The sequence below is a fragment of the Streptomyces sp. NPDC014889 genome (assembly GCF_043081205.1).
Lineage (GTDB): Bacteria > Actinomycetota > Actinomycetes > Streptomycetales > Streptomycetaceae > Streptomyces.
The window spans coordinates 307631-329997 of the sequence record NZ_JBIBWH010000001.1 but is presented as its reverse complement, the minus strand read 5'-3'; the positions used below and the strand labels follow the sequence as shown (position 1 = coordinate 329997).

Here is a 22367-nt window from a genome sequence, read left to right as displayed (position 1 = left end):
CAAACCTAACCTTACTCACCACGTGCATGCCGGAAAAGGGCAGGGGCGCGGATTTCGTGTGATCCGCGCCCCACTTCACCTGTACGCCCCCGCGACGGGCGGGCGCCTCACTGGTCCCGGTACATCTCCGCGACCAGGAACGCCAGGTCCAGGGACTGGCTGCGGTTCAGACGCGGGTCGCAGGCCGTCTCGTAGCGCTGGTGCAGGTCGTCGACGAAGATCTCGTCGCCGCCGCCGACGCATTCGGTGACGTCGTCGCCGGTCAGCTCCACATGGATGCCGCCGGGGTGCGTGCCGAGCCCCTTGTGCACCTCGAAGAAGCCCTTGACCTCGTCGAGCACGTCGTCGAAGCGGCGGGTCTTGTGGCCGGAGGCCGCCTCGAAGGTGTTGCCGTGCATCGGGTCGGTCACCCAGGCCACCACCGCGCCGGAGGCCGTGACCTTCTCCACCAGCTCCGGAAGCCGGTCGCGGATCTTGTCGGCGCCCATGCGGACGATGAACGTCAGCCGTCCCGGCTCCCGCTCGGGGTCGAGGCGGTCGATGTACCGCAGCGCCTCCTCGGGCGTGGTCGTCGGGCCGAGCTTGACGCCGATCGGGTTGCGGATGCGCGAGGCGAACTCGATGTGCGCGTGGTCGAGCTGCCGGGTGCGCTCGCCGACCCACACCATGTGCCCGGAGACGTCGTACAGCCGCCCGGTGCGCGAGTCGACGCGGGTCAGCGCCGTCTCGTAGTCGAGCAGCAGCGCCTCGTGCGAGGAGAAGAACTCGACGGTCTTGAACTCCTCCGGGTCCGTGCCGCAGGCCCGCATGAAGTTCAGCGCGTTGTCGATCTCACGCGCGAGCTGCTCGTAGCGCTGGCCGGACGGGGAGGACTTCACGAAGTCCTGGTTCCAGGCGTGCACCTGGCGCAGGTCGGCGTAGCCGCCGGTGGTGAAGGCGCGCACCAGGTTCAGCGTGGAGGCGGACGCGTGGTACATCCGCTTCAGCCGCTCGGGGTCCGGGACGCGGTCGGCCTCGGTGAACTCGAAGCCGTTGACCGAGTCGCCGCGGTAGGTCGGCAGGGTCACGCCGCCGCGGGTCTCGGTCGGCTTGGAGCGCGGCTTGGAGTACTGGCCGGCGATCCGGCCGACCTTCACCACCGGCACCGAGGCTGCGTACGTCAGCACGGCGCCCATCTGCAGCAGCGTCTTGAGCTTGTTGCGGATGTGATCCGCGGACACCGCGTCGAACGCCTCGGCGCAGTCGCCGCCCTGGAGGAGGAACGCCTCTCCCCTGGCGACGGCCGCCATCCGGGCGCGCAGCTGGTCGCACTCGCCCGCGAAGACGAGCGGCGGATACGACTCGAGGTCCGCGATCACTGCGCGCAGAGCCTCGGGGTCGGGGTACTCGGGCTGCTGCGCCGCGGGCAGGTCTCGCCAGGTGTTGCCAGCGCTCGCGCTGGTCTTAGCGTTCACGGTCACCCCACCAAGATTACGGGGTCGCCCGTCGGGCCCCCTCCTCCGTTCAGCCAATGAGACGGACGGCGCCCGGCCGCGGAATGTCCCTCCCCGGGGTGTTCAGGCGCCGGCGCCGACGTCGAGCTGGTCGCGGTCGATGTTGATCGTCACCGCGCCGTACGTCTCTGTCTTGTTGCCCGCGTACTGGTGGATGCGCTGGTGAGCGTCCCACAGGTCGGCCGGGACGGCGGTGTGGACGGTGGTGTTCTCGTTGTTCCAGTGCGCGAAGTGGATCACGTCGGGCAGGGTGACCTTGCCGGCGTTGCCCACCAGGTCGGCGACCAGGGACGAGACGCTGCCGTACGCGCCCGAGCGGTAGCCCAGTTCGTGCAGCCGCTCGGTCCAGGCCTCCAGGTAGCCGAGTACGCGCGCGGTGAGAGCGCCGCCCGGCGTGTACTGCTCCAGGTCGTTGTAGAGCACCGACCCCTTGGCGAAGCCGAGCGCCACCGCCTGGGCGACCGCGTTCTCCGCGGCCTCCTTGCCCTGCGGCACCGGATCGTTGATCGAGGCGCAGGAGTTCCGGCAACTGCCGGCGCCGGAGCTGGGCTGCGGGCCGACGTACAGCGGGAAGAAGCGCCACCCGTTCGCGTACTGCGTCTGCACCCACTCGGCGGTCAGCTTCGCCTGGGCGCAGGCGCGGTTGACCCCTCCGATGTAGACGCCGACGGCTCCGTAGGGCGAGTTGTCCTTCCACGCGTTCATGGCCGTCCGGCTCGGTGCGGTGCAGGTGTCGAAGCCCCTGCCCTGGTAGGCGGTCGCGTCGGCGGGCACGGCGCGCGCGGACGGCGCCTGGGGGTGTTCCCCGCCGACGGCGGCGGCGACGGGGAGTCCGGCGCTGCGCAGCACCCGCTGGATCTCCGCGCGGTCCTCGCCGTAGGGGGCCGTGACGGAGATTCCCTCGTTGGTGGCGGTCGCCCGGTAGACGCGGGAGGTGCGGTCCTCGGTCACCGAGGCCTTCGTCGCCGGCGCGGGCTGCACCCACAGGACCTCGGTGCGCCCGACGGCGCGGGCCGGGCAGTCCTGCTGCTCGCCGGGGGTGCCGAGATAGACGGCGTGCCGGTCGAAGCGGACGCAGGCCGTGGGCTCCTGGTCGAGATCGACGACGGGCCAGCCGGCCGGGACGGTGAAGGTGTGGCCGCGGTAGCTGACGGTCTTCGTGGCGTCGTCGGCGGCCGGACGGGCGGCGGCCGGGGCGCCGGCGGCGAGCACCGCGCAGGCGCTCAGCGCGGTCAGCGCGCGTCCGAACCCGGAACGGGGCCGGGCCTGGTGGGGTGATCGTGGGGCGGGAATGGCGTACTCCTCGGTCGGGCACGGGCGCGCGGCGGACGCCGGGGCACGCTCGACACACGGTCGACGCGGTCCCACTTTCCACCCCGCGCGGCGGCCGGAAACCGGCCTGTGCTGCGTACGGGCGAAACGGCGGACGGGGGCCGGACAGGGTCGCGCGGCGGACCGATGCGGTAGGGTGCCGGGCATGTTCGCGCACTCGACCCAGACCCAGAACTGGTGGTGGACCGCTTCTCCGGCGGCCCGCTGACTGCGCGTATCCCACACTTCGCGAAGGCCGCCCGGGGGGCGGCCTTCGGCGTTCTGGGCGCCTGGGCCGTTCCTCACCGGCATCGACCGACCTCCATCGGCATCGATCGACATCGACGGAAGAGGAACCCATGGACCTGGCACGGCTGCTGCACGACCCCCGCCCCTTCGCCCTGCTGCGCCGCCGTACCCCGGGGCACGACCAGGACCTGGTCGAGGTGCTGCTCGGCCCGGTGACCGCTCGGGACCGGCTGGCCGACCTGCCCGACGAAGGCCTGGCGCTCGTTCCGTTCCGGCAGATCCGCGAGCGCGGCTTCGACGTCCGCGACGACGGCACCCCGCTGCTGGTGCTGACGCCCGAGGAGACGGGCACGGTCCCGCTCGCCGAGGCCCTGGCGGCGCTGCCCGCGCACCGGGTGCGCGTCGAGGGCGGCGGCTTCGACGTGGGCGACGAGGAGTACGCGGAGATCGTCGGGCGGGTGCTGCGCGAGGAGATCGGCGCGGGCGAGGGCGCGAACTTCGTGATCCGGCGGACGTACGAGGGGGAGATCCCCGGCTTCGGGCGGGCCGACGCGCTGGCGCTGTTCCGGCGGCTGCTGGAGGGCGAGCGGGGGGCGTACTGGACGTTCGTGGTGCACACCGGGGACCGGACGCTGGTCGGCGCCAGCCCCGAGGTGCATGTGCGCATGTCGGGCGGGACGGTCGTGATGAACCCGATCAGCGGGACGTACCGCTACCCGGACGGGGGGCCGACGCCCGAGCACCTGCTGGGCTTCCTCGCCGACGGCAAGGAGATCGAGGAGCTGTCGATGGTCGTCGACGAGGAGCTCAAGATGATGTGCACCGTCGGCGACATGGGCGGGGTGGTCGTCGGCCCGCGCCTGAAGGAGATGGCGCATCTGGCGCACACCGAGTACGAGTTGCGCGGCCGGTCCTCCCTGGACGTGCGCGAGGTGCTCAAGGAGACCATGTTCGCCGCGACCGTCACCGGGTCGCCGGTGCAGAACGCCTGCCGGGTCATCGGACGCCACGAGACCGGCGGGCGCGGCTACTACGCGGGCGCGCTCGCCCTGCTCGGCCGCGGCTCCGGCGGCGCGCAGACCCTGGACTCCCCCATCCTCATCCGCACCGCCGACATCGACGCCCGGGGCCGGCTGCGCGTGCCGGTCGGCGCCACCCTCGTCCGCGGCTCCGACCCGGCGGGCGAGGTCGCCGAGACGCACGCGAAGGCGGCAGGGGTCCTGGCGGCGCTGGGCGTACGGCCCGCACGGCCGCGCGCGGAGCGGTCGGGGCCCCGGCTCGCCGACGACCCGCGGGTGCAGGCGGCCCTGGACGGCCGGCGCGCGCTGCTCGCGCCGTTCTGGCTGCGGATGCGGAGCGGCGTCCCCGCCCCGCAGTCGGGAGCCGACGCGGGTGCGCCGGGACTCTCGCGGCACACCCTGGTCGTGGACGGCGAGGACACGTTCACCGCGATGCTCGCGCACGTGCTGCGGTCGTCGGGGCTGACCGTCACCGTGCGCCGCTGGAACGAGTCCGGGCTGCGCGAGGCCGTGCTCGCGCACGAGGGACCGGTCGTCCTCGGGCCCGGTCCCGGCGACCCGTGCGACGCGGCCGACCCGAAGATGCGGCTGCTGCGCGCACTGACCGCGGAGGTGCTCGCCACCCACCGACACGGCGTCCTCGGGGTCTGCCTCGGGCACGAGCTGATCGCCGCCGGGCTGGGGCTGGAGATCGTCCGCAAGGCGGTGCCCCACCAGGGCGCCCAGAGCTCGATCGACCTGTTCGGCCGGACGGAGACCGTGGGCTTCTACAACAGCTTCGTGGCGCACTGCGACGACGAGGCGGACGCCGAACTGTCCGCGCACGGGATCGAGGTCAGCCGCAGCGCGTCCGGTGAGGTGCACGCGTTGCGCTCCGCGCGGTTCGCGTCGGTGCAGTTCCACCCCGAGTCCGTGCTGACGCTGAACGGCCGGGCGATCGTCCGCGCACTGTTGGCCGGCCAGTCGCACGGCGCAGGCGCGCACGGCGAGCCGCGGCGCGTCCCGTAGCCGGGGACGCGCGCACCGGGGACGCCGCCGGTCGGGCCGGCGGCGCCCCCGGTGCGGTCTGCGGGCGGGGAGGCCGGTGGCGGGGTCAGCCGAAGAAGACCCCGACCTCCTCGTACAGCTTCGGGTCGACCGTCTTAAGCTTCGCGGTGGCCTCCCTGATCGGCACGCGGACGATGTCGGTGCCGCGCAGGGCGACCATCTTGCCGAAGTCGCCGTCGCGGACGCAGTCGATGGCGTGCAGCCCGAACCGGGTGGCCAGCCAGCGGTCGAAGGCGCTGGGCGTGCCGCCGCGCTGGATGTGCCCGAGGACGGTGGTGCGTGCCTCCTTCCCGGTGCGTGCCTCGATCTCCTTGGCCAGCCACTCGCCGACCCCGGACAGCCGTACGTGCCCGAAGGAGTCGCGCGAGCCGTCCTTCAGGACCATGTCGCCGTCCTTGGGCATGGCACCCTCGGCGACGACGACGATCGGGGCGTACGACGCCTTGAAGCGGGAGGTGATCCAGGCGCACACCTGGTCGACGTCGAAGCGCTGTTCCGGGATGAGGATGACGTTCGCGCCGCCGGCGAGGCCGGAGTGCAGGGCGATCCAGCCGGCGTGACGGCCCATCACCTCGCAGACCAGGACCCGCATATGGGACTCGGCGGTGGTGTGCAGCCGGTCGATCGCCTCGGTGGCGATGCCGACGGCGGTGTCGAAGCCGAAGGTGTAGTCGGTGGCCGACAGGTCGTTGTCGATGGTCTTGGGGACGCCCACGCAGGGCACGCCGTACTCGTCGCTGAGCCGTGCGGCGACGCCGAGGGTGTCCTCGCCGCCGATCGCGACGAGGGCCTCGACCTCCTGCTTGGCGAGGTTCTCCTTGATCCGCCGGATGCCGTCCTCCTGCTTGAGGGGGTTGGTCCGCGAGGAGCCGAGGATGGTGCCGCCGCGGGGCAGGATGCCGCGCACCGCGGGGATGTCGAGACGGATGGCGTCGTTCTCGAGTGGGCCCCGCCAGCCGTCCCGGAAGCCGACGAAGTCATAGCCGTACTCCTGCACGCCCTTGCGGACGATGCCCCGGATGACGGCGTTGAGCCCGGGGCAGTCGCCGCCTCCGGTCAGTACTCCGACCCGCATGGAAAAGTCCCTTCGCCGCGGTTGCCTGGTGAAGGTCACGCTAATGGTGACGCACGTCACTTCGGCATGGGGCGGAGAGTCAATTCCACTGAATTGTCTAGTAGTTGATCACAGCTAAACCACTCGAAAGGGGTATGCCGGCACGTATGCGGGTTGACTCGCTCCTACTCGCCGTCGAGTCCGCGTTCGATGGCGTACCGCACCAGCTCCACCCGGTTGTGCAACTGGAGCTTGCCCAGGGTGTTCTGGACGTGGTTCTGGACCGTGCGGTGGGAGATCACCAGACGCTCGGCGATCTGCTTGTAGCTCAGTCCCTTGGCGACCAGGCGCAGCACCTCGGTCTCGCGGTCGGTGAGCCGGGGCGCCCTCGGCTCACCGGCGTCCGCGGCGGGCGCGGGCTCGGCGGCCAGACGCCGGTACTCGCCGAGGACCAGGCCCGCCAGGCCCGGTGTGAACACCGGATCGCCCACGGCCGTACGGCGCACCGCGTCCAGCAGCTCCTGGGTCGAGGCCGACTTCAGCAGGTAGCCCGTCGCGCCCGACTTCACGGCCTCCAGCACATCGGCGTGCTCGCCGCTCGCGGACAGCACCAGCACGCGCAACGCCGGGTCGGCGCCGACGAGTTCCTTGCAGACCTGGACCCCGGGCTTCGCGGGCAGATTCAGGTCGAGGACGAGCACGTCGGGCGCGGCGGCCCGGGCGCGGCGCACCGCCTGCTCGCCGTCGCCCGCGGTGGCGACCACCTCGAAGCCGGCCTCGGTCAGGTCGCGGGCCACCGCGTCGCGCCACATCGGGTGGTCGTCGACCACCATCACCCTGATCGGGCCCTGCCCCTCGCTCATCGGTTCTCCGCCTTCCCCCGTGTCCGGGGCGCGCCCTTCGCGCCCCTCGTGTGCCCGGTGTCGTTCGTGGTGCCGGTGCCGGTGGTGTCCGCCGCACCCGCGTCCCTGGGCACGTTCAGTTCGACCTCCGTGCCCTGGCCGGGTACCGAGATCAGCTCGGCGGTGCCGCCGATGTCGCGCAGCCGGCCCCGGATCGACAGGGCCACACCGAGCCGGCCCTCGCCCTCGGCCTGGGCGAGCCGCCCCCGGGGGATGCCGGGACCGTCGTCCCGCACGGTCACGATCACCGACTCCGCCTCGTCCTCGACCAGGATCCAGGCCCGCGCCCCCTCGCCCGCGTGCCGGCGGACGTTGTCCAGCGCGGCCCCGACGGCCGCGGCCACCTCGCGGGCGGCGGCGGGTCGCAGCAGCACCGGCGCGCCCGGCTCGGCGAGGCTGACCCGGGCGCCGGCGTACGGGACGAGCAGCGCGCGCAGGTCGACGGGCCCGTCGGCGTCGCCGTCCGTGTCCTCGTCGGCGGCCCGGACGACCGCGCCCGCGGACATGCCCCCGTCCGGACCCCCGTCCGTGTCCTCCGACGCCCGGGGGACCGGGACCAGCCCGCCGGAGACCAGGGTGCGCAGCGCCACCTCCTGATCGCCGGCCAGCCGGCCCAGTTCGGCGGCCTCGCCCCCGATGACCGCGCCGCGCCGCTGGACCATGGCCAGCACCTGGAGCACGCTGTCGTGGATGTCCCGGGCCAGGCGCTCCCGTTCCCGGGTGGCCGCCTCGATCTCCAGGGCGCGGGCGAGGGTGCGTTCGGAGGCGCGGGCGACCTCGACGACGTAGCCGATGGCGATGGAGGCGACCCAGACCAGGATCACGTTGTGCACGGTGTCGCGGGTCGGGGCGCCGCGCTCGACCAGGTTGGCGGCGGCGACCGCGGTGGAGGCGACGGCGGCCCAGCGCCAGCCGCCCTTGACGGCGAAGGCGAGGACGGAGCCGGCGGTCCAGATCGACGGCAGGGTCGGGCCGCCGTCCGCGATCCGTGCCGGGGCGTCGGCGACGGGGGTGAGGAGGATGCCGGTCAGCGCCAGGGTGAGGTCGGCGGCCAGGAAGCGCCTGGTGCAGCTCGCGGCGTTCGCGACCTTGGGCAGTGTGGCCAGGGTCCAGGTGGACAGCACGCAGTAGTAGGCGATGGCGACGCCGGGGCGCGGGAACTGGTCGGAGCCGGTGGCGAACAGGCCGACCGCGTAGAGCATGGTCAGCACTCGGTATCCGGTGAGCGCGCGCCACATCGGCTGCTCGACCGACATCGTCATCACGCGTTGCCGCTTCGGCATGTCCCCCCCCGGCGGTTCGCCCTACTCCGCCCGCTTCCCCTTCTCGGCGTTCTCGCCCTTCTCGGCGTTCTCGCCCTTCTCGGCCTTCTCGGCCCGCCCGAGCGCCGCCTTCGCCGCCTCCTGGGCCTTGCCGGCCGCCCTCCCCGCAGCCTCCTGGGCCTTGCCGGCCGCCTTCTGGACCCGGTCCGCCGCCGTCCCCGCCGCCTGCTGGACCCTGTCGGCCGCCGTCCCGGCCGTTCTCCCCGCCGCCTTGTCCGCTTCCTTCTCGGCCTTGGCCGCCTCCGCGATCTGCCGCTTGGCCGCCGTCGCGTAGATGTCGACGTACTCCTGGCCGGAGAGCTTCATGATCTCGTACATGACCTCGTCCGTCACCGCCCGCAGCACGAAACGGTCGTGCGCGAGGCCCTGGTAGCGGCTGAAGTCCAGTGGCTTGCCGATGCGTATGCCCGGGCGCATCAGCTTGGGGACGACCTTCCCGGGCGGCTGGATCTTCTCGGTGTCGATCATGGCGACCGGGATGACGGGCGCTCCGGTGGCCAGGGCCACGCGGGCCAGTCCGCCCGGCTTGCCGCGGTAGAGACGGCCGTCGGGTGAACGGGTGCCCTCCGGGTAGATGCCGAACAGCTCGCCGCGCTCCAGCACCTCCACGCCGCTCTTCACCGCCGCCTCGCCCGCGCCGCGCGAACCGGAGCGGTCCACGGGGAGCTGGCCCACGCCCTTGAAGAACGCGGCGGTCAGCCGGCCCTTCACACCGGGCGTCGTGAAGTACTCGGCCTTCGCGATGAAGGTCACCTTGCGGTGGAGCACCACAGGAAGGAAGAAGGAGTCCGAGAAGGACAGGTGATTGCTCGCCAGAATGGCGGGGCCCTCGTCGGGGATGTTCTCCAGGCCCTCCACCCAGGGCCGGAAGGCGAGCTTCAGCGGCCCCCCGATGGCGACCTTCATCGTGCCGTAGAACAACCGAGTGCCTTCCTGTGTGTGTCGATCAGACGATACCGCCGGGGTACCGTCCGGGGGACCGACGACCCTGGTCGGTGTCAGTGCGGTCGCGTACGGTGAAGTACCTGCAATCGACGACCACAGGAGAGCCACGTGCCGGTGCTCCCCGGAGCCGAGCCGTTCCGCCATGAGGGCGGGGAGGTCGGCGTCCTCCTCTGCCACGGCTTCACCGGTTCCCCCCAGTCCCTGCGCCCCTGGGGGCAGTACCTCGCCGAGCGCGGTCTGACCGTCTCCCTGCCGCTGCTGCCCGGGCACGGCACCCGCTGGGAGGACATGCAGCTCACCGGCTGGCCGGACTGGTACGCGGAGGTGGACCGCGAGCTGCGGATCCTGCGGGAGTCCTGCGCGCGCGTGTTCGTGGCCGGTCTTTCCATGGGTGGCGCGCTGGCGCTGCGGCTGGCCGCCCGGCACGGGGACGCGGTCGCGGGCGTGGTGGTCGTCAACCCGGCCAACAAGGTGCACGGTCTGTCAGCGTACGCCCTGCCGGTGGCCCGCCATGTCGTACGGACCACGAAGGGCATCGCGAGCGACATCGCGCTGGAGGGCGCCGCCGAGCTGGGGTACGACCGGGTGCCGCTGCACGCCGCGCACTCGCTCAGGAACTTCTTCCGGATGCTCGACGGTGAGCTGCCGCAGGTCACGCAGCCGCTGCTGCTTCTGCGCAGCCCGCAGGACCATGTGGTGCCGCCGGCCGACTCGGCACGGATTCTCGGCCGGATCTCCTCCACGGACGTCACGGAGGTCCTGCTGGAACACAGCTACCACGTCGCGACGTTGGACCACGATGCGGACCGGATCTTCGATGAGAGCTACGCCTTCGTCGGCCGGCTCGCACCCAGTGTCGGCAAGGAAGGGACGACGGCAGGTGGCTGAGCACGACTCCGACCGCGAGAACCGGGACGGCCGCGAGCCGGTCGAGCCGGGCGAACCGGTCACGCCGGCGGGCCCGGTCACGCCTGCGGAACCCGTGGGGCCGGCCGAACCCGTCGGAGCGGCGGAACCCGTCGGGCCGGCCGAGGAGCCCGCCGAGCCCGGCGTGCCCGCCGGGAAGGAGGGCGCCTCCTTCGACGAGGACGCCGCCTGGGCGGCGATCGTCGCCGGGTACGGCGAGGAGCCGCCGGACCCGGCGGGCTCCAGGCCCTTCCGGCCGATCGAGGACCTGGCACTGCCGCCGGACCCGTCGACGGACGTCGAGAAGCCGTGGAAGGCCAGGAAGGACGAGGCCGCCAGGACCGGTAAGGACGCCAAGGGCGACGGGAGCGGCGAGGACGGCGAGCGCGAGGAGGGCCCGTCCGGCGCGGCCGGGCGGCTGGGCAGCTCCGTGTCCTTCGCGCCCGGTGTCGGCAACCCTCGTGGGGGACCGCGCGACTACTCGCTCGCCGAACCGTCCGACGACGACTTCGACGAGGGCGACGAGGGCCACTTCGTCCCGCCGGAGCCGCCCCCGCTGCCGTCCGCCGACGTGACCGCGAAATTCGCCTGGCTGGCGGTGATCGGCGGGCCCGTCCTGCTCCTGCTGGCCGTCCTGTTCGGCTGGGACATGACGTGGTGGCTCACCCTGCTGGGCATCGGCGGCTTCCTGGGCGGCTTCGCGACGCTGGTGATGCGGATGAACCCGGACGACGACGACAACGACGACCCGGGCCGCGGGGCGGTGGTCTGAACCCGGCCGTCCCGCGACGGCCGGGCGAACCGCCGGACCCCCATCTCGACAAAGCCCGGCAGCAGCCCGGCCACCCACTCCCCGGCCCGGGGGCCGGAGCTCGGCCAGGGAAACCGCCCCGGCCCGCGAGCCGGAAGGCCAACCCTCACACCCGGCCCCCGACCCCGTAAGGCCCCACAAACCGGCCGCCGGCCGCAAACCCGGCCCCGGCCCGGCAAACCGGGAGGCCGACCACCCAACCTCCCCCACCTCCACGAGCCAAGGGGCCGACCGCGCAGCCGGCACCAGCCCCGCGAGCCCCGCCCCGGTTCTAGGGAAGGGCCGGGACTCTGAGTGCTGCCAGGACCGGCAGGTGGTCCGTGGAGGCCTTCAGGTCCGGCTCTGTCACTCCGGGCAGGCCCAGTGGTGCGCCGCAGGCGAGGACCTCGACACCTCGGGTCGCGAAGAGGGCGTCGATGCGTCGGTGGGGGGCGGTGGACGGCCAGGTGGCCTCCGCGCCCCACGGGGCGGTGGCCCAGCCGTCCTGGAGCGAGGCGGCCAGCCGCCGGAACGCGGGCCCGTCCGGACCCTCGTTGAGGTCGCCGCCCGCCACCGCGTGCTCCACGCCCATCCCGGCCAGCCGGTCCAGAAGCATCCCGGCCTGCTCGTAGCGCTCGTCCGCGTTCAGCGAGAGATGACTGCTGACGACGCCCAGCCGGGCGTCACCGAACCGGACGACCGCCGTCGCCAGGCCCCGCCTGTGCAGTCCGGGGGTGAGCGGCAGCAGGACGTCCTCGGTGCGCTCCACGGTGGCCCGCAGCGAGCAGAGGATCGCCGTGCCCGCGGCCGTCGCGCCCCCGGTGAGGATCACCAGGTCCGAGGCCGCCGCGAGCCGCGCCAGCTTCTTGCGCCAGCGGAAGAAACGCGGCGCCTCCTGGACGAGGACGAGATCCGGCGCGCAGGCGCGGATCACCCGGGCCAGCGCCTCGGTGTCGTCCCGCATCGACCGGATGTTGTGGCTCAGGACGCGGATGACGGCGGAACCATCGGGCTCCGTCCGGGAGTTGGGCAGCAGCATGACGATCAACATACGCCGCGGCCGGGTCCACCGGCGGTACGGCGGCGCCCACCGGTCCCGGCCGGACGGGGACGGTGGGCGCGCTCGGGGCCGCGACCGGCGCTACATGATCGGGTCGGGCTCCCGGGCGAGGTCCGCCGCGCCCACCAGACCGGCCTTGTTGCCGAGCTGGGCGGCGAGGACGTCGGCGACCGGGCGCCAGTTGCCGCCGACCAGCCAGCGCTTGTAGGACTTGCGGATCGGCTCCAGGACCAGCTCGCCCTCGTCGGAGAGCCCACCGCCCACGATGAACGCGGACGGGTCGAACAGCGAGGCCAGGTCGGCCAGGCCGGCGCCCACCCAGCGGGCCAGCTCGCGGTAGGAGTCGACGGCCACCGGGCAGCCCTGGCGGGCGGCCATGGAGATGTGCTTGCCCTCGATGCCGTCGGGGGTGCCGTCACCGAGGGCCAGCAGCACCTCCGCGCTCTCGGGGGCGGCGTTGGCGCGCTGCTTGGCGTACCGCACCAGGGCCCGCCCGGAGGCGTACTGCTCCCAGCAGCCCTGCGAGCCGCAACCGCACAGCAGGCCGTCCGGGACCATCCGGATGTGGCCGAACTCGGCGGCCACGCCGAAGTGCCCGCGGCGCAGCTTGTTGCCGATGACGATGCCGCCGCCGAGGCCGGTGCCGAGCGTGATGCAGATGACGTTGCGGTGGCCCTTGCCGGCGCCGAACCTGTATTCGCCCCAGGCCGCGGCGTTGGCGTCGTTCTCCACGACGACCGGCAGGGCGACGCGCGCCTCGACCTTCTCCTTCAGCGGCTCGTTGCGCCAGTCGATGTTGGGCGCGAAGTAGACCGTGGAGCGCTGCCGGTTGACGTATCCGGCGGCGCCGATGCCCACACCGACGATCTCGTGCCCCGCGCGTGCTCCCTCCACCGCCGAGGCGATGGCGTCCACGATGGCCCCGGGCGTGGTGGGGGTCGGCACCTTGAAGGTCGAGAGGATGTTGCCTTCCTCGTCGACCACGCCGGCCGCGATCTTCGTGCCGCCGATGTCGACGCCGATGGTGAGTCCCATGAATCCCTCAGTTCCGGTCGAGCCCCGCTACGGCCAACCGTACCCGAGCCCCTGCCGTCGGATTCGCGTCGTCCGGACGGTCGGTCCGAGTCGTCCCGACAAGTCGTCCGGCCGGTCAGTCCAGGTCGATGCGCTCGCCGCCGCCGGTGCCCTCACCGGGGTCCCGGCGCTCGCCGGGGCGGGTGTCCGGGTCGTCGAGTTCGTCCCCCGGGGACTCGCCCGCGCGGGACGACGTCCAGCGGCGCTCCTGGGACTCGACGGCCGAACGGTACGCGGCGAGCAGTTCGCCGCCGGCCGCCGCCAGGTGCTCGAACACCTCGGGGTTGCGCTCCACGACCGGCTCGACGGCCGCCTTCGCCTGCTGGACCACCTGCCGCACCATCTGCTCGGCCGCGGGTCCGGCGAGCGCGCCGAGCAGCGGCCCCTGGATCGACGACAGCTTGTCGGCGACGGTGTCGACGAACTTGCGCAGCTCCTCGGCGGCCGAGCCGGGCGGCGCGCCGTACCGCGCGCGGCGGCGGGCCTGCTCGGCCGCGAGGTCCTCGGCACAGGCCGTGGACCAGGCGTCGGCGTCCGTGGCGCGCGGCTCCCCCGGCTCCCCGGCCTCGCCCGGACGGGCGGTGTCCTCGCGGCCGCCGGGCTCCTCCTGAGCGGCGTCGTCCCGAGCGGCGTCGGACGGTGGGCGCTCTTCGCTCATGGCGGGCTCCTGACTACGGTTCGTCCCTACGACGTTACCCGAACGGGGGTACGCGCTTCATCTCTCGCGGGGCCACAGCGCGGGGTCGGGCGCGAACCGGATCCGCAGCTCGCCGTCGCGCAGGGCGGCCCCGTCGACGGTGCACCGGCGCAGCGCCGAGGGCAGCGGTACGACACGGCGGAACGGCCCGGCGGTGAGCACGAGTTCGTCGCCGAGCCGGATGAGGTCCAGCTCCTCGCGTATGGCACCGGGCAGCGGGATGTTCCACACGAGGACCCCGTCCTCGGCGAGCCGGTCGGTCACCGGCCACTCGACCGGGGCGGCCGCCGGGTTCGCGCCGGGCACGGCGAGGGCGGCCAGGTCGTCCAGGCCGCGCGGGTCCCGGCCCAGATGGGCGGCCGGACGGACGGCGTACGTCTCCCGCCACTCGTCGAGGGTCTTGCGCTGCTGCGCCACCGGGCCGGCCAGCCAGGAGTCCGCGGCGCTCTCCGGCAGGACCCGGCCGGCGACAAGGCACTCCACGGCCAGGCCGCGCACGGCCAGGCCCAGGGCCGCGTTCCGGACCACGTCGGCGCCTGCCGGTCCCGGCTCGGCGACCAGGCGCACGCGGGTGCCGCGGTCGGCGACGACCGCCGCCACGGCGGCCAGTTCGACGTCCCAGCGTGCCGCCGTCTCGTACAGCCACTCGGTCGGCATGGGGACGCCCGCGAGCCGGCCGAGCACCGGCCGCAGGGCGCGGGCCGCCTGCCGCTCCGGCGGGAGCAGCCGGCGCAGATAGCGGCGCAGTTCCTCGGGCAGCGCGAGCAGGGCGAGCGCCTGCGGCGCCGGTGGCAGGTCGACGACCAGCAGCTCGAACCGCTCCGACAGGGCCGCGTCGCGCAGCGCGCGCAGCAGGGCGAGCTCCTCCGCTCCCGGCAGCGGGGTGACCTCCTCGGGGTCCAGACGGGACGCCCCCAGGAGGTCCAGTACGTTGCCCGCGCGGTCCTGGAAGGCGGTGAGGTCGGCCCGGAAGCCGGCCGCCGCGTCGGGGCGCCAGGCCGTCAGCCGCGGCGCGACGGACACCGGCTCCGCACCCGTCGGCACCCCGAGCGCCGCGCCGAGGGAGTCCGTGCGGTCGGCGCTCAGCACGAGGGTCTCGACGCCGTCACGGGCGGCGGTCAGTGCGGTGGCGGCGGAAACGGTCGTACGGCCGCTGCCGCCCGGGCCCGTGATCAGGAGGGTGCGCATGATGCTGAACGGTAGTGGATCTGACGGCGCGGGTTGATGGCGCGGGTTGATGCCTCAGTCGCCTACGGGCGCCTTCAGCCGGTGCCCTCGGTCCCCGGCCGACCCCCGACCCCCGACCGCCGACGTCCGCAGACCGCCGTCCGCGCAGCCCTACTTCTCGCCCGACTCCACGCGCTTCTTCAGGCCCGCCAGGGCGCGGTCGATGATGACCTTCTCGGCCTTGCGCTTGATCATGCCGAGCATGGGGATCTTGACGTCCACGGTGAGCCGGTACGTCACCTCGGTGGCGTGCACGCCCGCGGGCCGCAGGACGTACGAACCGTCCAGGGAACGCAGCATCTGCGACTTCACCAGGGTCCAGGAGACCTCGTGGTCGCCGGTCCAGGTGTACGCGAGGGTCTGGTCGTCCTTGATGGCGCCCGCGTCCATGACGAGGCGGACCTGGTGGGCGCGGCCCCGGTCGTCCGTCTTGAGGACCTCGGCCTCCTTCACCTCACCGGTCCAGTCCGGGTAGCGGGCGAAGTCGGCGATCACCCCCATGACGTCGGCCGGTGGCGCCTCGATCGTGATGCTCGAGCTGGTGTGTTCCGCCATCGCCGTGGCTCCTCCAGATGCGGGCCGGTAGTGCGGCCGGGTGAGGCCGGTGGTGCGCTCCTCGTGCGCACGTGTGTGCAGCGTGAAGGCTACCGCGCGCCCGGCCGCCGGACTCCATCCCCACCTGCGCGATCGGCCGGAATACTCACCATTCGAGCACCCAGGGGCGGCCGCTCCCGGCGAAGTGCCCCACGTTCACGCATTCGGTCGTGCCGATCCGCATCCGCCGCACCAGCGGCTGGTGGACATGGCCGAAGAGGGCGTAGCGGGGACGGGTGCGGCGGATGGCCTCCAGCAGGGCTCGGCTGCCGCGCTCGAAGCGGCGCGCGACGGTGTCGTAGACGAGGTCCGGCACCTCGGGCGGGATGTGCGTGCACAGCACGTCGACCTCGCCGACCGCCTCGATCTTCGCCGCGTACTCCTCGTCGCCGATCTCGAACGGGGTGCGCATGGGGGTGCGCAGGCCGCCGCCGACGAAGCCGAAGACACGGCCGGCGATCTCCACCCGCTGCCCGTCGAGCACGGTGGTGCCCTCGCGCGCGTACTCCTGCCACAGGGCCGGCATGTCGACGTTGCCGTAGGTGGCGTACGTGGGGCTGGGGAACGCGGCGAAGAGCTCCGCGTACTGCTTGCGCACCGCCTGCTCCATCACCGTGGTCCGGTCGCCGTCGATGCCCTCCCACAGCCGGGCGCCGAACTCGCGCGCCTCGGCGAAGCGGCGGGCGGTGCGCAGTTCGACGATGCGGTCGGCGTTCTCCACGCCGAACAGGTCGGGGAAGATCCCGCGCGAGTGGTCGGCGTAGTCGAGGAAGAGGATCAGGTCGCCTAGGCACACCAGGGCGTCGGCGCCCTCTCCGGCTCGGGCCAGGTCGCGCACGTTGCCGTGCACGTCGCTGACCACGTGGACGCGCGTTCTGCCGTGACGGGCCGATGTGGGTGCCATGGTGATCAAGCGTAGGCGGGCGTGGCATACGTGAACAGTGGCGGCCGGAAACGCCGTTACTGGCCGGTCATTCGGCCCGTCGACTACTGTGCGCAGGGGAACATCGATCCGTGTGACGCAGCGAACATCTCGCCGGGTCCCCCTGTCGAAGAACGATACCGGCGGGTAACGTCCGGCCCGTCCAGTCGTTTCTGGATTTCCACAACGTCGTGGCGCCGGCGCCCTATGAGGAGCAGCAGTCTTGCGCGAGTTCAGCCTTCCGGCTCTGTACGAGGTCCCTGCGGACGGGAATCTGACCGACATCGTCCGCAGAAACGCCGCGCAGCATCCCGACGTCGCCGTCATCGCGCGCAAGGTGGACGGCGCCTGGCGGGACGTCACGGCCCGGGACTTCCTCGCCGAGGTGCACGCCGCCGCCAAGGGCCTGATCGCCTCCGGCATCCAGCCCGGCGACCGGGTGGGCCTGATGTCCCGTACGCGGTACGAGTGGACGCTGCTGGACTTCGCGATCTGGAGCGCCGGCGCGATCACCGTGCCGGTGTACGAGACCAGCTCGCCGGAGCAGGTGCGGTGGATCCTCGGCGACTCGGGCGCGACCGCCTGCGTGGTGGAGCTGGACCAGCACGCCGCCGCCGTCGAGGCGGTGCGCGAGTCGCTGCCCGCGCTGAAGAACGTCTGGCAGATCGAGGCCGGCGGCGTCGAGGAGCTCGGCCGGGCCGGCCGGGACATCAGCGACGCGGCGGTGGAGGAGCGCGGCTCGCTGGCGAAGGCCGACGACCCGGCGACCATCGTGTACACCAGCGGCACCACCGGCCGGCCCAAGGGCTGCGTGCTCACCCACCGCGCCTTCTTCGCCGAGTGCGGCAACGTCGTGGAGCGGCTGCGCCCGCTGTTCCGCACCGGCGAATGCTCGGTGCTGCTCTTCCTGCCGCTGGCGCACGTCTTCGGCCGGCTGGTCCAGGTCGCCCCGATGATGGCGCCGATCAAGCTGGGCTGCGTGCCGGACATCAGGAACCTCACCGACGAGCTGGCCGCGTTCCGCCCCACGCTGATCCTCGGTGTCCCGCGGGTCTTCGAGAAGGTCTACAACGGGGCGCGCGCCAAGGCGCAGGCGGACGGCAAGGGCCGGATCTTCGACCGCGCGGCCGACACGGCGATCGCCTACAGCAAGGAACTGGACAGCCCCTCGGGCCCCTCGCTCGGGCTGCGGATCAGGCACAAGGTGTTCGACAAGCTGGTCTACGGCAAGCTGCGCGCGGTGCTCGGCGGGCGCGGCGAGTACGCCATCTCCGGCGGCGCCCCGCTCGGCGAGCGCCTCGGGCACTTCTACCGCGGTATCGGCTTCACGGTCCTGGAGGGCTACGGCCTGACCGAGTCCTGCGCGGCGACCGCCTTCAACCCCTGGGACCGGCAGAAGATCGGCACGGTCGGCCAGCCGCTGCCCGGTTCGGTGATCCGCATCGCGGACGACGGGGAGGTGCTGCTGCACGGCGAGCACCTGTTCAAGGAGTACTGGAACAACCCCGGCGCGACCCGGGAGGCGCTGGCCGACGGCTGGTTCCACACCGGTGACATCGGCACCCTCGACGAGGACGGCTACCTCAGGATCACCGGCCGCAAGAAGGAGATCATCGTCACCGCGGGCGGCAAGAACGTCGCCCCGGCCGTGATCGAGGACCGTATCCGGGCGCACGCGCTGGTCGCGGAGTGCATGGTGGTGGGCGACGGGCGGCCGTTCGTGGGCGCGCTGGTCACCCTCGACGAGGAGTTCCTGCACCGCTGGTGCGCCGAGCACGGCAAGCCGGCGGACTCCACCGCGGCGTCGCTGCGCGACGACCCGGACCTGAACGCGGCGGTCCAGGCGGCCGTCGACGACGGCAACGCCGCGGTGTCGAAGGCGGAGTCGGTGCGGAAGTTCCGCATCCTGTCCTCCCAGTTCACGGAGGAGTCGGGGCACCTCACGCCGTCCCTGAAGCTCAAGCGGAACGTGGTGGCCCAGGACTTCGCGGGCGAGATCGAGGCGCTCTACACCAAGTAGCGCGACCCCCTAGAGCAGTTCCTCCAGCCGCTGGGCCAGCAGGTCCCAGCGCCACTTCTCCTCGACCCAGGAGCGTCCCCGCTCCCCCATGCGGCGGCGCAGGGCGGGGTCCGCCAGAAGCGTGACGACGCGGTCGGCGGCCTCCTCGGGAGAGCCTCCGCGCGCGACCCAGCCGGTCTCTCCGTCGAGCACCGCGTCGGGCGCGCCGCCGGAGTCCCCGGCGACGACGGGCAGTCCGGTCGCGGACGCCTCCAGGTAGACGATGCCGAGCCCCTCGACGTCGAGTCCGCCGCGCCGGGTGCGGCAGGGCATGGCGAAGACGTCGCCGGCGCCGTAGTGCGCGGGCAGTTCGGCCCAGGGCACGGGGCCGGTGAAGCGCACGGAGCCGGCCACCCCGGTCCGCTCCGCGAGGGCGCGCAGCTCCTTCTCGTACGGTCCGCCGCCGACGATCAGCAGGACGGCGTCCGGTTCGGCGGCCAGGATCCGGGGCATGGCCAGGATCAGCGTGTCCTGCCCCTTGCGCCTGACCAGCCGTGAGACGCACACGACCACCGGCCGGCCGGTGAGCCCGAGCCGGGCCCGCACCTCGTCGCCGCCCGAGCCGGGGTGGAACGTCTTCTCGTCGACGCCCGGGGGCAGTTGCGCCATCCGTCCGGCCGCCTCAGGGGTCAGCGCGGCGGCGATCCGGGAGCGGGTGTACTCGCCGAGGTAGGTGATCGTGTCCGTCGACTCCCCGATGCGGCGCAGGAGCCCGCGGGCGGCGGGCAGTTGGGCCCACCCCGCCTCGTGGCCGTGGGTGGTGGCCACCAGCCGCTCGGCGCCCGCCCTTCTGAGGGCCGGCGCCATCAGGCCGAGCGGCGCCGCCGCCCCGAACCACACGGCGGTGCAGCCGTGTTCGCGCAGCAGCCCGACCGCGCGCCGGGTCGCGCCCGGAGTCGGCAGCAGCATCGTCGTACGGTCGCGCACGACGGTGAACGGCTGCTCCGCGTCGAACGCGGCCGTCGCCTCGGCGCCTTCCCGGCCCCGCTTCCAGGTGGAGGCGTAGACGACCAGCCGCTCGGGGTCCAGCCGCAGCGCCATGTTGTGCAAAAACGCCTGGATCCCACCCGGCCGGGGCGGAAAGTCGTTGGTCACGATGAGGGTCTTGCGCACAACCGCCGACCCTACCGAACCAGCTCGGCAGCGCGGCCCACGGCCGTGCCGCCCGCCCCGCGCCGACCGGCCGCGGGATCATGTGCCCCGCGGCATGAACCGCGCGAACCGGATGGACCGGACGGACCGGTCGGGCTTGCGGGAGAGGAGAGGGGTGGACGGGACAGGTACCCGGTGGGGGCTCGCCGGGGTGCTCGTGGGCTGGGCGGTCAGCCGGGTCGCGCTGCTGCTGTGCGTGTTCGAGGTGGTCGGCTTTCCGGGGCCGGACGACGTCACGGTGGATGTGTCGGTGACGTATCAGGGCTGGTACGAGGTGCTGCGGCAGGGCGGGTTCCCGGTCGGCGACGTGACCTGGCAGTACCCGCCCGCCGCCGCGCTGGCGATCCTCTCCCCCGCCGCCCTGCCGTTCCTCGGCTACGCCACGGCCTTCCACGTGCTGGCCCTGCTCGCCGACCTGGCGGTGCTGTGCCTGCTGCTGTGCGCCGGGCGGCGGCCCGGCCGGCCGCTGCGCGGCGCCCGGGTGTGGACGGCGGGCCCGCCCCTGCTCGGCCCGGTCCTCTACGCGCGCTACGACGTGATGGTGACCGCGGTGGCCGTGGCCGCGTTGCTCGCGGGTGTCCGGCACCCGCGTGCGATGGGCGCGCTGGCCGGCTTCGGGGCGCTGCTGAAGGTGTGGCCGCTCCTGCTGCTGCCGGGCCTGCGGGGCACGGCCGGGCGCCGGGCGTGGACGGCGGCGGCGGTGACCGCGGCGGCGCTCGCCTCGCTGTTCGCGCTCACCATGCCCGGCGCCCTGTCCTTCGTGACCGCGCAGCGCGGCCGGGGCACGGAGGTGGAGGCCCCGGCCGCGCTCGTCCTGCACGTGGCCCGGCACCTCGGCTGGCACGGACAGGTGCTGCTCACCTACGGCTCGCTGGAGTTCGCCGGCCCGTACACCGACGTGGTGAGCACCGCGTCCCTGGCCCTGACCGCGGCCGCCCTCGGCTGGCTGCTGCTGTGGCGGCTGCGGGCCCGCCGCTTCCGTCCGCACACGGCCGCCGAGGCGGCGTTCACGGCGGTACTGCTGTTCACGGTCACCAGCCGGGTCCTCAGCCCTCAGTACCTGGTGTGGCTGATCGGCCTGGCCGCCGTCTGCCTGTGCTTCCGCGACGGCGGGATGCGGCTGCCGGCCGGTCTCGTCCTGGCGGCGGCCCCGGTGACGGTCCTGGAGTTCCCGGTGTACTTCGCGCACGTCGTCGCGAGCGACCTTCTCGGCGTCACCCTTCTGCTGCTGCGCAACGGCCTGCTGGTGGCCGCGGCCGTGACCGCCTGCCGGATCCTGTGGCGCTCGGCGGTCACCGCCGCGCCCCGGGCACGGCCGCCGGACGGGGCGGCCCGGCCCGCCGCCCGGCTCGGTCAGCCGAGCTGACGCACGAGGTACGCGCGCCACTGCTCGGTGAACCGGTCCAGGGTGGTGCCGAGGACCTTCCGCAGGGCGTCCTCGACCGCGCCCTCGCGGACGCCGTGCGCGCCGACGGCGCGGTAGAAGTCGTCCAGGCGCCGCTCGCCCCACTGGTCGGCGATCATGCGGCAGGCCGTCCAGCCGCTCTCGTAGGCCCGGGCGAGCCGGGCCGGGTCGCCGGCGAAGCCGAAGTCCGCGTCGGCCGGCAGGGCGGCGGGGGCGTCCCCGCCGGCCACCGCGCGCCGCAGTTCGGGCGCGACCTCGGCCGCGGTGCGGCCGGTGCCGCGGTAGCCGACCCAGTCCGCGTAGCCCTCGGAGAGCCACAGCGGGGTGGCGGCGTTGGTGTGGGCGCGGGTGGCGACATGGGTCGTCTCATGGGTGAGGACGACCCGTTTGCCGAGCGTCCCGAGCATGCCGTAGGCGGCCGGGTTGACGATGATCCGGTCCGCGGGCGCGCGGCCCGAGCCCCCGGTCTCGCCCGTGGTGACGGCGGCGATCCCGCGGTAGTTGGACGCGGTCGAGCCGAGCAGCCCGGCCATGCCGTCGAGGGACCTGGGGACCAGCAGGACGACGTGCCGGCTCCAGTCCGTGCCCCACGCGTCCGAGACCGCGGGTATCGCGCGGTCGGCCAGGCCGGCGTAGCCGCGCAGGTCCGCGTCGCCGTGTCCGACGCCGAGCACGAGACTGCCGCGCCCGTGCACCACCGAGACCGTGCCCTGGTCCCACAGTTGCTCGGCGGAATCGCTCTCGGGCCGGTCGGAGTCGACGTACCACTTCCCGTCGGCGCCGGTGGACAGGGTCAGCGTGCGGCCGGCGGTGACGGGCGCCTTGTCGTAACCGGTGACCCGGTAGCGCAGTTCGGCCTGCGCGACCGCGGTGTCGCCGCTGCGGCGCAGGCTCTTCAGCCGGTAGGACCAGTCCGTCAGCGGCACGGCCCGCACGCGCGCGTACGGGTCCCGGACCCCGGTGGCCGCGTACGCCGCCGGATCGTGGTGCAGGACCGCCGCCGCCCGCCGGTCGAGCACCCGCTGCACCTCGGCCCTCGCGGTGTCGGCCGCGGACGGCCCGCCGCAGGCCGTCAGGGACGCCAGCAGCAGGCACACCGCCGTCACCGAGGATTTCGACGTCCGCCCACGACCAGCCAT

The 22367-nt window shown here is 73.4% G+C and carries 20 protein-coding genes; 6 read left to right on the top strand and 14 right to left on the bottom strand.

Features of this window, described 5'->3' with window-relative positions:
- Positions 1–107: 107 nt before the first annotated feature.
- Complete coding sequence (locus tag ACF09J_RS01495; RefSeq protein ID WP_392303333.1) at positions 108–1460, bottom strand: class II 3-deoxy-7-phosphoheptulonate synthase; 1353 nt, start codon at positions 1458–1460, stop codon at positions 108–110.
- A 96-nt stretch (positions 1461–1556) separates the two neighbouring features.
- A complete protein-coding gene (locus tag ACF09J_RS01490) occupies positions 1557–2861 on the bottom strand; it encodes a glycoside hydrolase domain-containing protein (RefSeq protein WP_392303332.1) in 1305 nt (434 codons plus the stop codon).
- Between ACF09J_RS01490 and ACF09J_RS01485 the strand changes: the two genes are divergently transcribed.
- Both ACF09J_RS01485 and ACF09J_RS01480 read left to right on the top strand, forming a co-directional pair.
- Entirely contained in the window at positions 2785–3033 is a 249-nt protein-coding gene (locus tag ACF09J_RS01485) for a trp operon leader peptide (protein ID WP_392303331.1), read from the top strand. The two genes, ACF09J_RS01490 and ACF09J_RS01485, sit on opposite strands and share 77 nt — an antisense overlap.
- Before the next feature lie 130 nt (positions 3034–3163).
- Positions 3164–5080: an anthranilate synthase family protein gene (locus ACF09J_RS01480; protein WP_392303330.1), complete on the top strand. Its 1917-nt coding sequence runs from the start codon at positions 3164–3166 to the stop codon at positions 5078–5080.
- A gap of 85 nt (positions 5081–5165) precedes the next feature.
- On the opposite strand, the gene ACF09J_RS01475 is transcribed toward ACF09J_RS01480, so the two are convergent.
- From ACF09J_RS01475 to ACF09J_RS01460, 4 genes are all read right to left on the bottom strand, one after another.
- Positions 5166–6194 (bottom strand): 6-phosphofructokinase, encoded by a 1029-nt coding sequence (locus ACF09J_RS01475; protein WP_392303329.1) that lies wholly within the window; start codon positions 6192–6194, stop codon positions 5166–5168.
- Between the two features lie 164 nt (positions 6195–6358).
- A complete protein-coding gene (locus ACF09J_RS01470; RefSeq protein WP_392303328.1) occupies positions 6359–7036 on the bottom strand; it encodes a response regulator in 678 nt (225 codons plus the stop codon).
- Entirely contained in the window at positions 7033–8358 is a 1326-nt protein-coding gene (gene macS / locus ACF09J_RS01465) for a MacS family sensor histidine kinase (protein ID WP_392303327.1), read from the bottom strand. Before macS ends, ACF09J_RS01470 begins: the two co-directional genes overlap by 4 nt.
- Positions 8359–8379: 21 nt before the next feature.
- A complete protein-coding gene (locus tag ACF09J_RS01460) occupies positions 8380–9303 on the bottom strand; it encodes a 1-acyl-sn-glycerol-3-phosphate acyltransferase (protein ID WP_392303632.1) in 924 nt (307 codons plus the stop codon).
- Between the two features lie 147 nt (positions 9304–9450).
- Here ACF09J_RS01460 and ACF09J_RS01455 point away from each other — a divergent pair, with 147 nt between their 5' ends.
- Both ACF09J_RS01455 and ACF09J_RS01450 read left to right on the top strand, forming a co-directional pair.
- The gene (locus tag ACF09J_RS01455; RefSeq protein WP_392303326.1) at positions 9451–10230 is read left to right on the top strand and encodes an alpha/beta hydrolase; all 780 of its coding nucleotides are present in this window, start codon (positions 9451–9453) and stop codon (positions 10228–10230) included.
- Positions 10223–11020: a hypothetical protein gene (locus ACF09J_RS01450; RefSeq protein ID WP_392303325.1), complete on the top strand. Its 798-nt coding sequence runs from the start codon at positions 10223–10225 to the stop codon at positions 11018–11020. The genes ACF09J_RS01455 and ACF09J_RS01450 overlap by 8 nt, the downstream gene beginning before the upstream one ends.
- A gap of 310 nt (positions 11021–11330) precedes the next feature.
- Here the strand turns inward: ACF09J_RS01450 and ACF09J_RS01445 are convergent, their stop codons facing one another.
- The 6 genes from ACF09J_RS01445 to ACF09J_RS01420 all read right to left on the bottom strand — a co-directional run bounded on the left by ACF09J_RS01445 (position 11331) and on the right by ACF09J_RS01420 (position 16594).
- Positions 11331–12089 (bottom strand): endonuclease/exonuclease/phosphatase family protein, encoded by a 759-nt coding sequence (locus ACF09J_RS01445; RefSeq protein ID WP_392303324.1) that lies wholly within the window; start codon positions 12087–12089, stop codon positions 11331–11333.
- 90 nt (positions 12090–12179) lie between these two features.
- Positions 12180–13133 carry an ROK family glucokinase gene (locus ACF09J_RS01440; protein WP_392303323.1) on the bottom strand — a complete coding sequence of 318 codons (954 nt, stop codon included), beginning with the start codon at positions 13131–13133 and terminating at the stop codon, positions 12180–12182.
- A gap of 115 nt (positions 13134–13248) precedes the next feature.
- Positions 13249–13830, bottom strand: coding sequence for a DUF5304 domain-containing protein (locus ACF09J_RS01435; protein WP_392303322.1), 582 nt, complete (start codon positions 13828–13830; stop codon positions 13249–13251).
- A 57-nt stretch (positions 13831–13887) separates the two neighbouring features.
- The gene (locus ACF09J_RS01430; protein WP_392303321.1) at positions 13888–15057 is read right to left on the bottom strand and encodes an ArsA family ATPase; all 1170 of its coding nucleotides are present in this window, start codon (positions 15055–15057) and stop codon (positions 13888–13890) included.
- Between the two features lie 150 nt (positions 15058–15207).
- Entirely contained in the window at positions 15208–15651 is a 444-nt protein-coding gene (locus tag ACF09J_RS01425; protein WP_392303320.1) for an SRPBCC family protein, read from the bottom strand.
- A 145-nt stretch (positions 15652–15796) separates the two neighbouring features.
- Complete coding sequence (locus ACF09J_RS01420; RefSeq protein WP_392303319.1) at positions 15797–16594, bottom strand: metallophosphoesterase; 798 nt, start codon at positions 16592–16594, stop codon at positions 15797–15799.
- A 241-nt stretch (positions 16595–16835) separates the two neighbouring features.
- Here ACF09J_RS01420 and ACF09J_RS01415 point away from each other — a divergent pair, with 241 nt between their 5' ends.
- The gene (locus ACF09J_RS01415) at positions 16836–18632 is read left to right on the top strand and encodes an AMP-dependent synthetase/ligase (protein WP_392303318.1); all 1797 of its coding nucleotides are present in this window, start codon (positions 16836–16838) and stop codon (positions 18630–18632) included.
- 9 nt (positions 18633–18641) lie between these two features.
- On the opposite strand, the gene ACF09J_RS01410 is transcribed toward ACF09J_RS01415, so the two are convergent.
- Positions 18642–19784 carry a glycosyltransferase family 4 protein gene (locus ACF09J_RS01410; protein ID WP_392303317.1) on the bottom strand — a complete coding sequence of 381 codons (1143 nt, stop codon included), beginning with the start codon at positions 19782–19784 and terminating at the stop codon, positions 18642–18644.
- Between the two features lie 154 nt (positions 19785–19938).
- Here ACF09J_RS01410 and ACF09J_RS01405 point away from each other — a divergent pair, with 154 nt between their 5' ends.
- Positions 19939–21189, top strand: coding sequence for a glycosyltransferase 87 family protein (locus ACF09J_RS01405; protein WP_392303316.1), 1251 nt, complete (start codon positions 19939–19941; stop codon positions 21187–21189).
- On the opposite strand, the gene ACF09J_RS01400 is transcribed toward ACF09J_RS01405, so the two are convergent.
- The gene (locus ACF09J_RS01400; RefSeq protein ID WP_392303315.1) at positions 21177–22367 is read right to left on the bottom strand and encodes a hypothetical protein; all 1191 of its coding nucleotides are present in this window, start codon (positions 22365–22367) and stop codon (positions 21177–21179) included. The two genes, ACF09J_RS01405 and ACF09J_RS01400, sit on opposite strands and share 13 nt — an antisense overlap.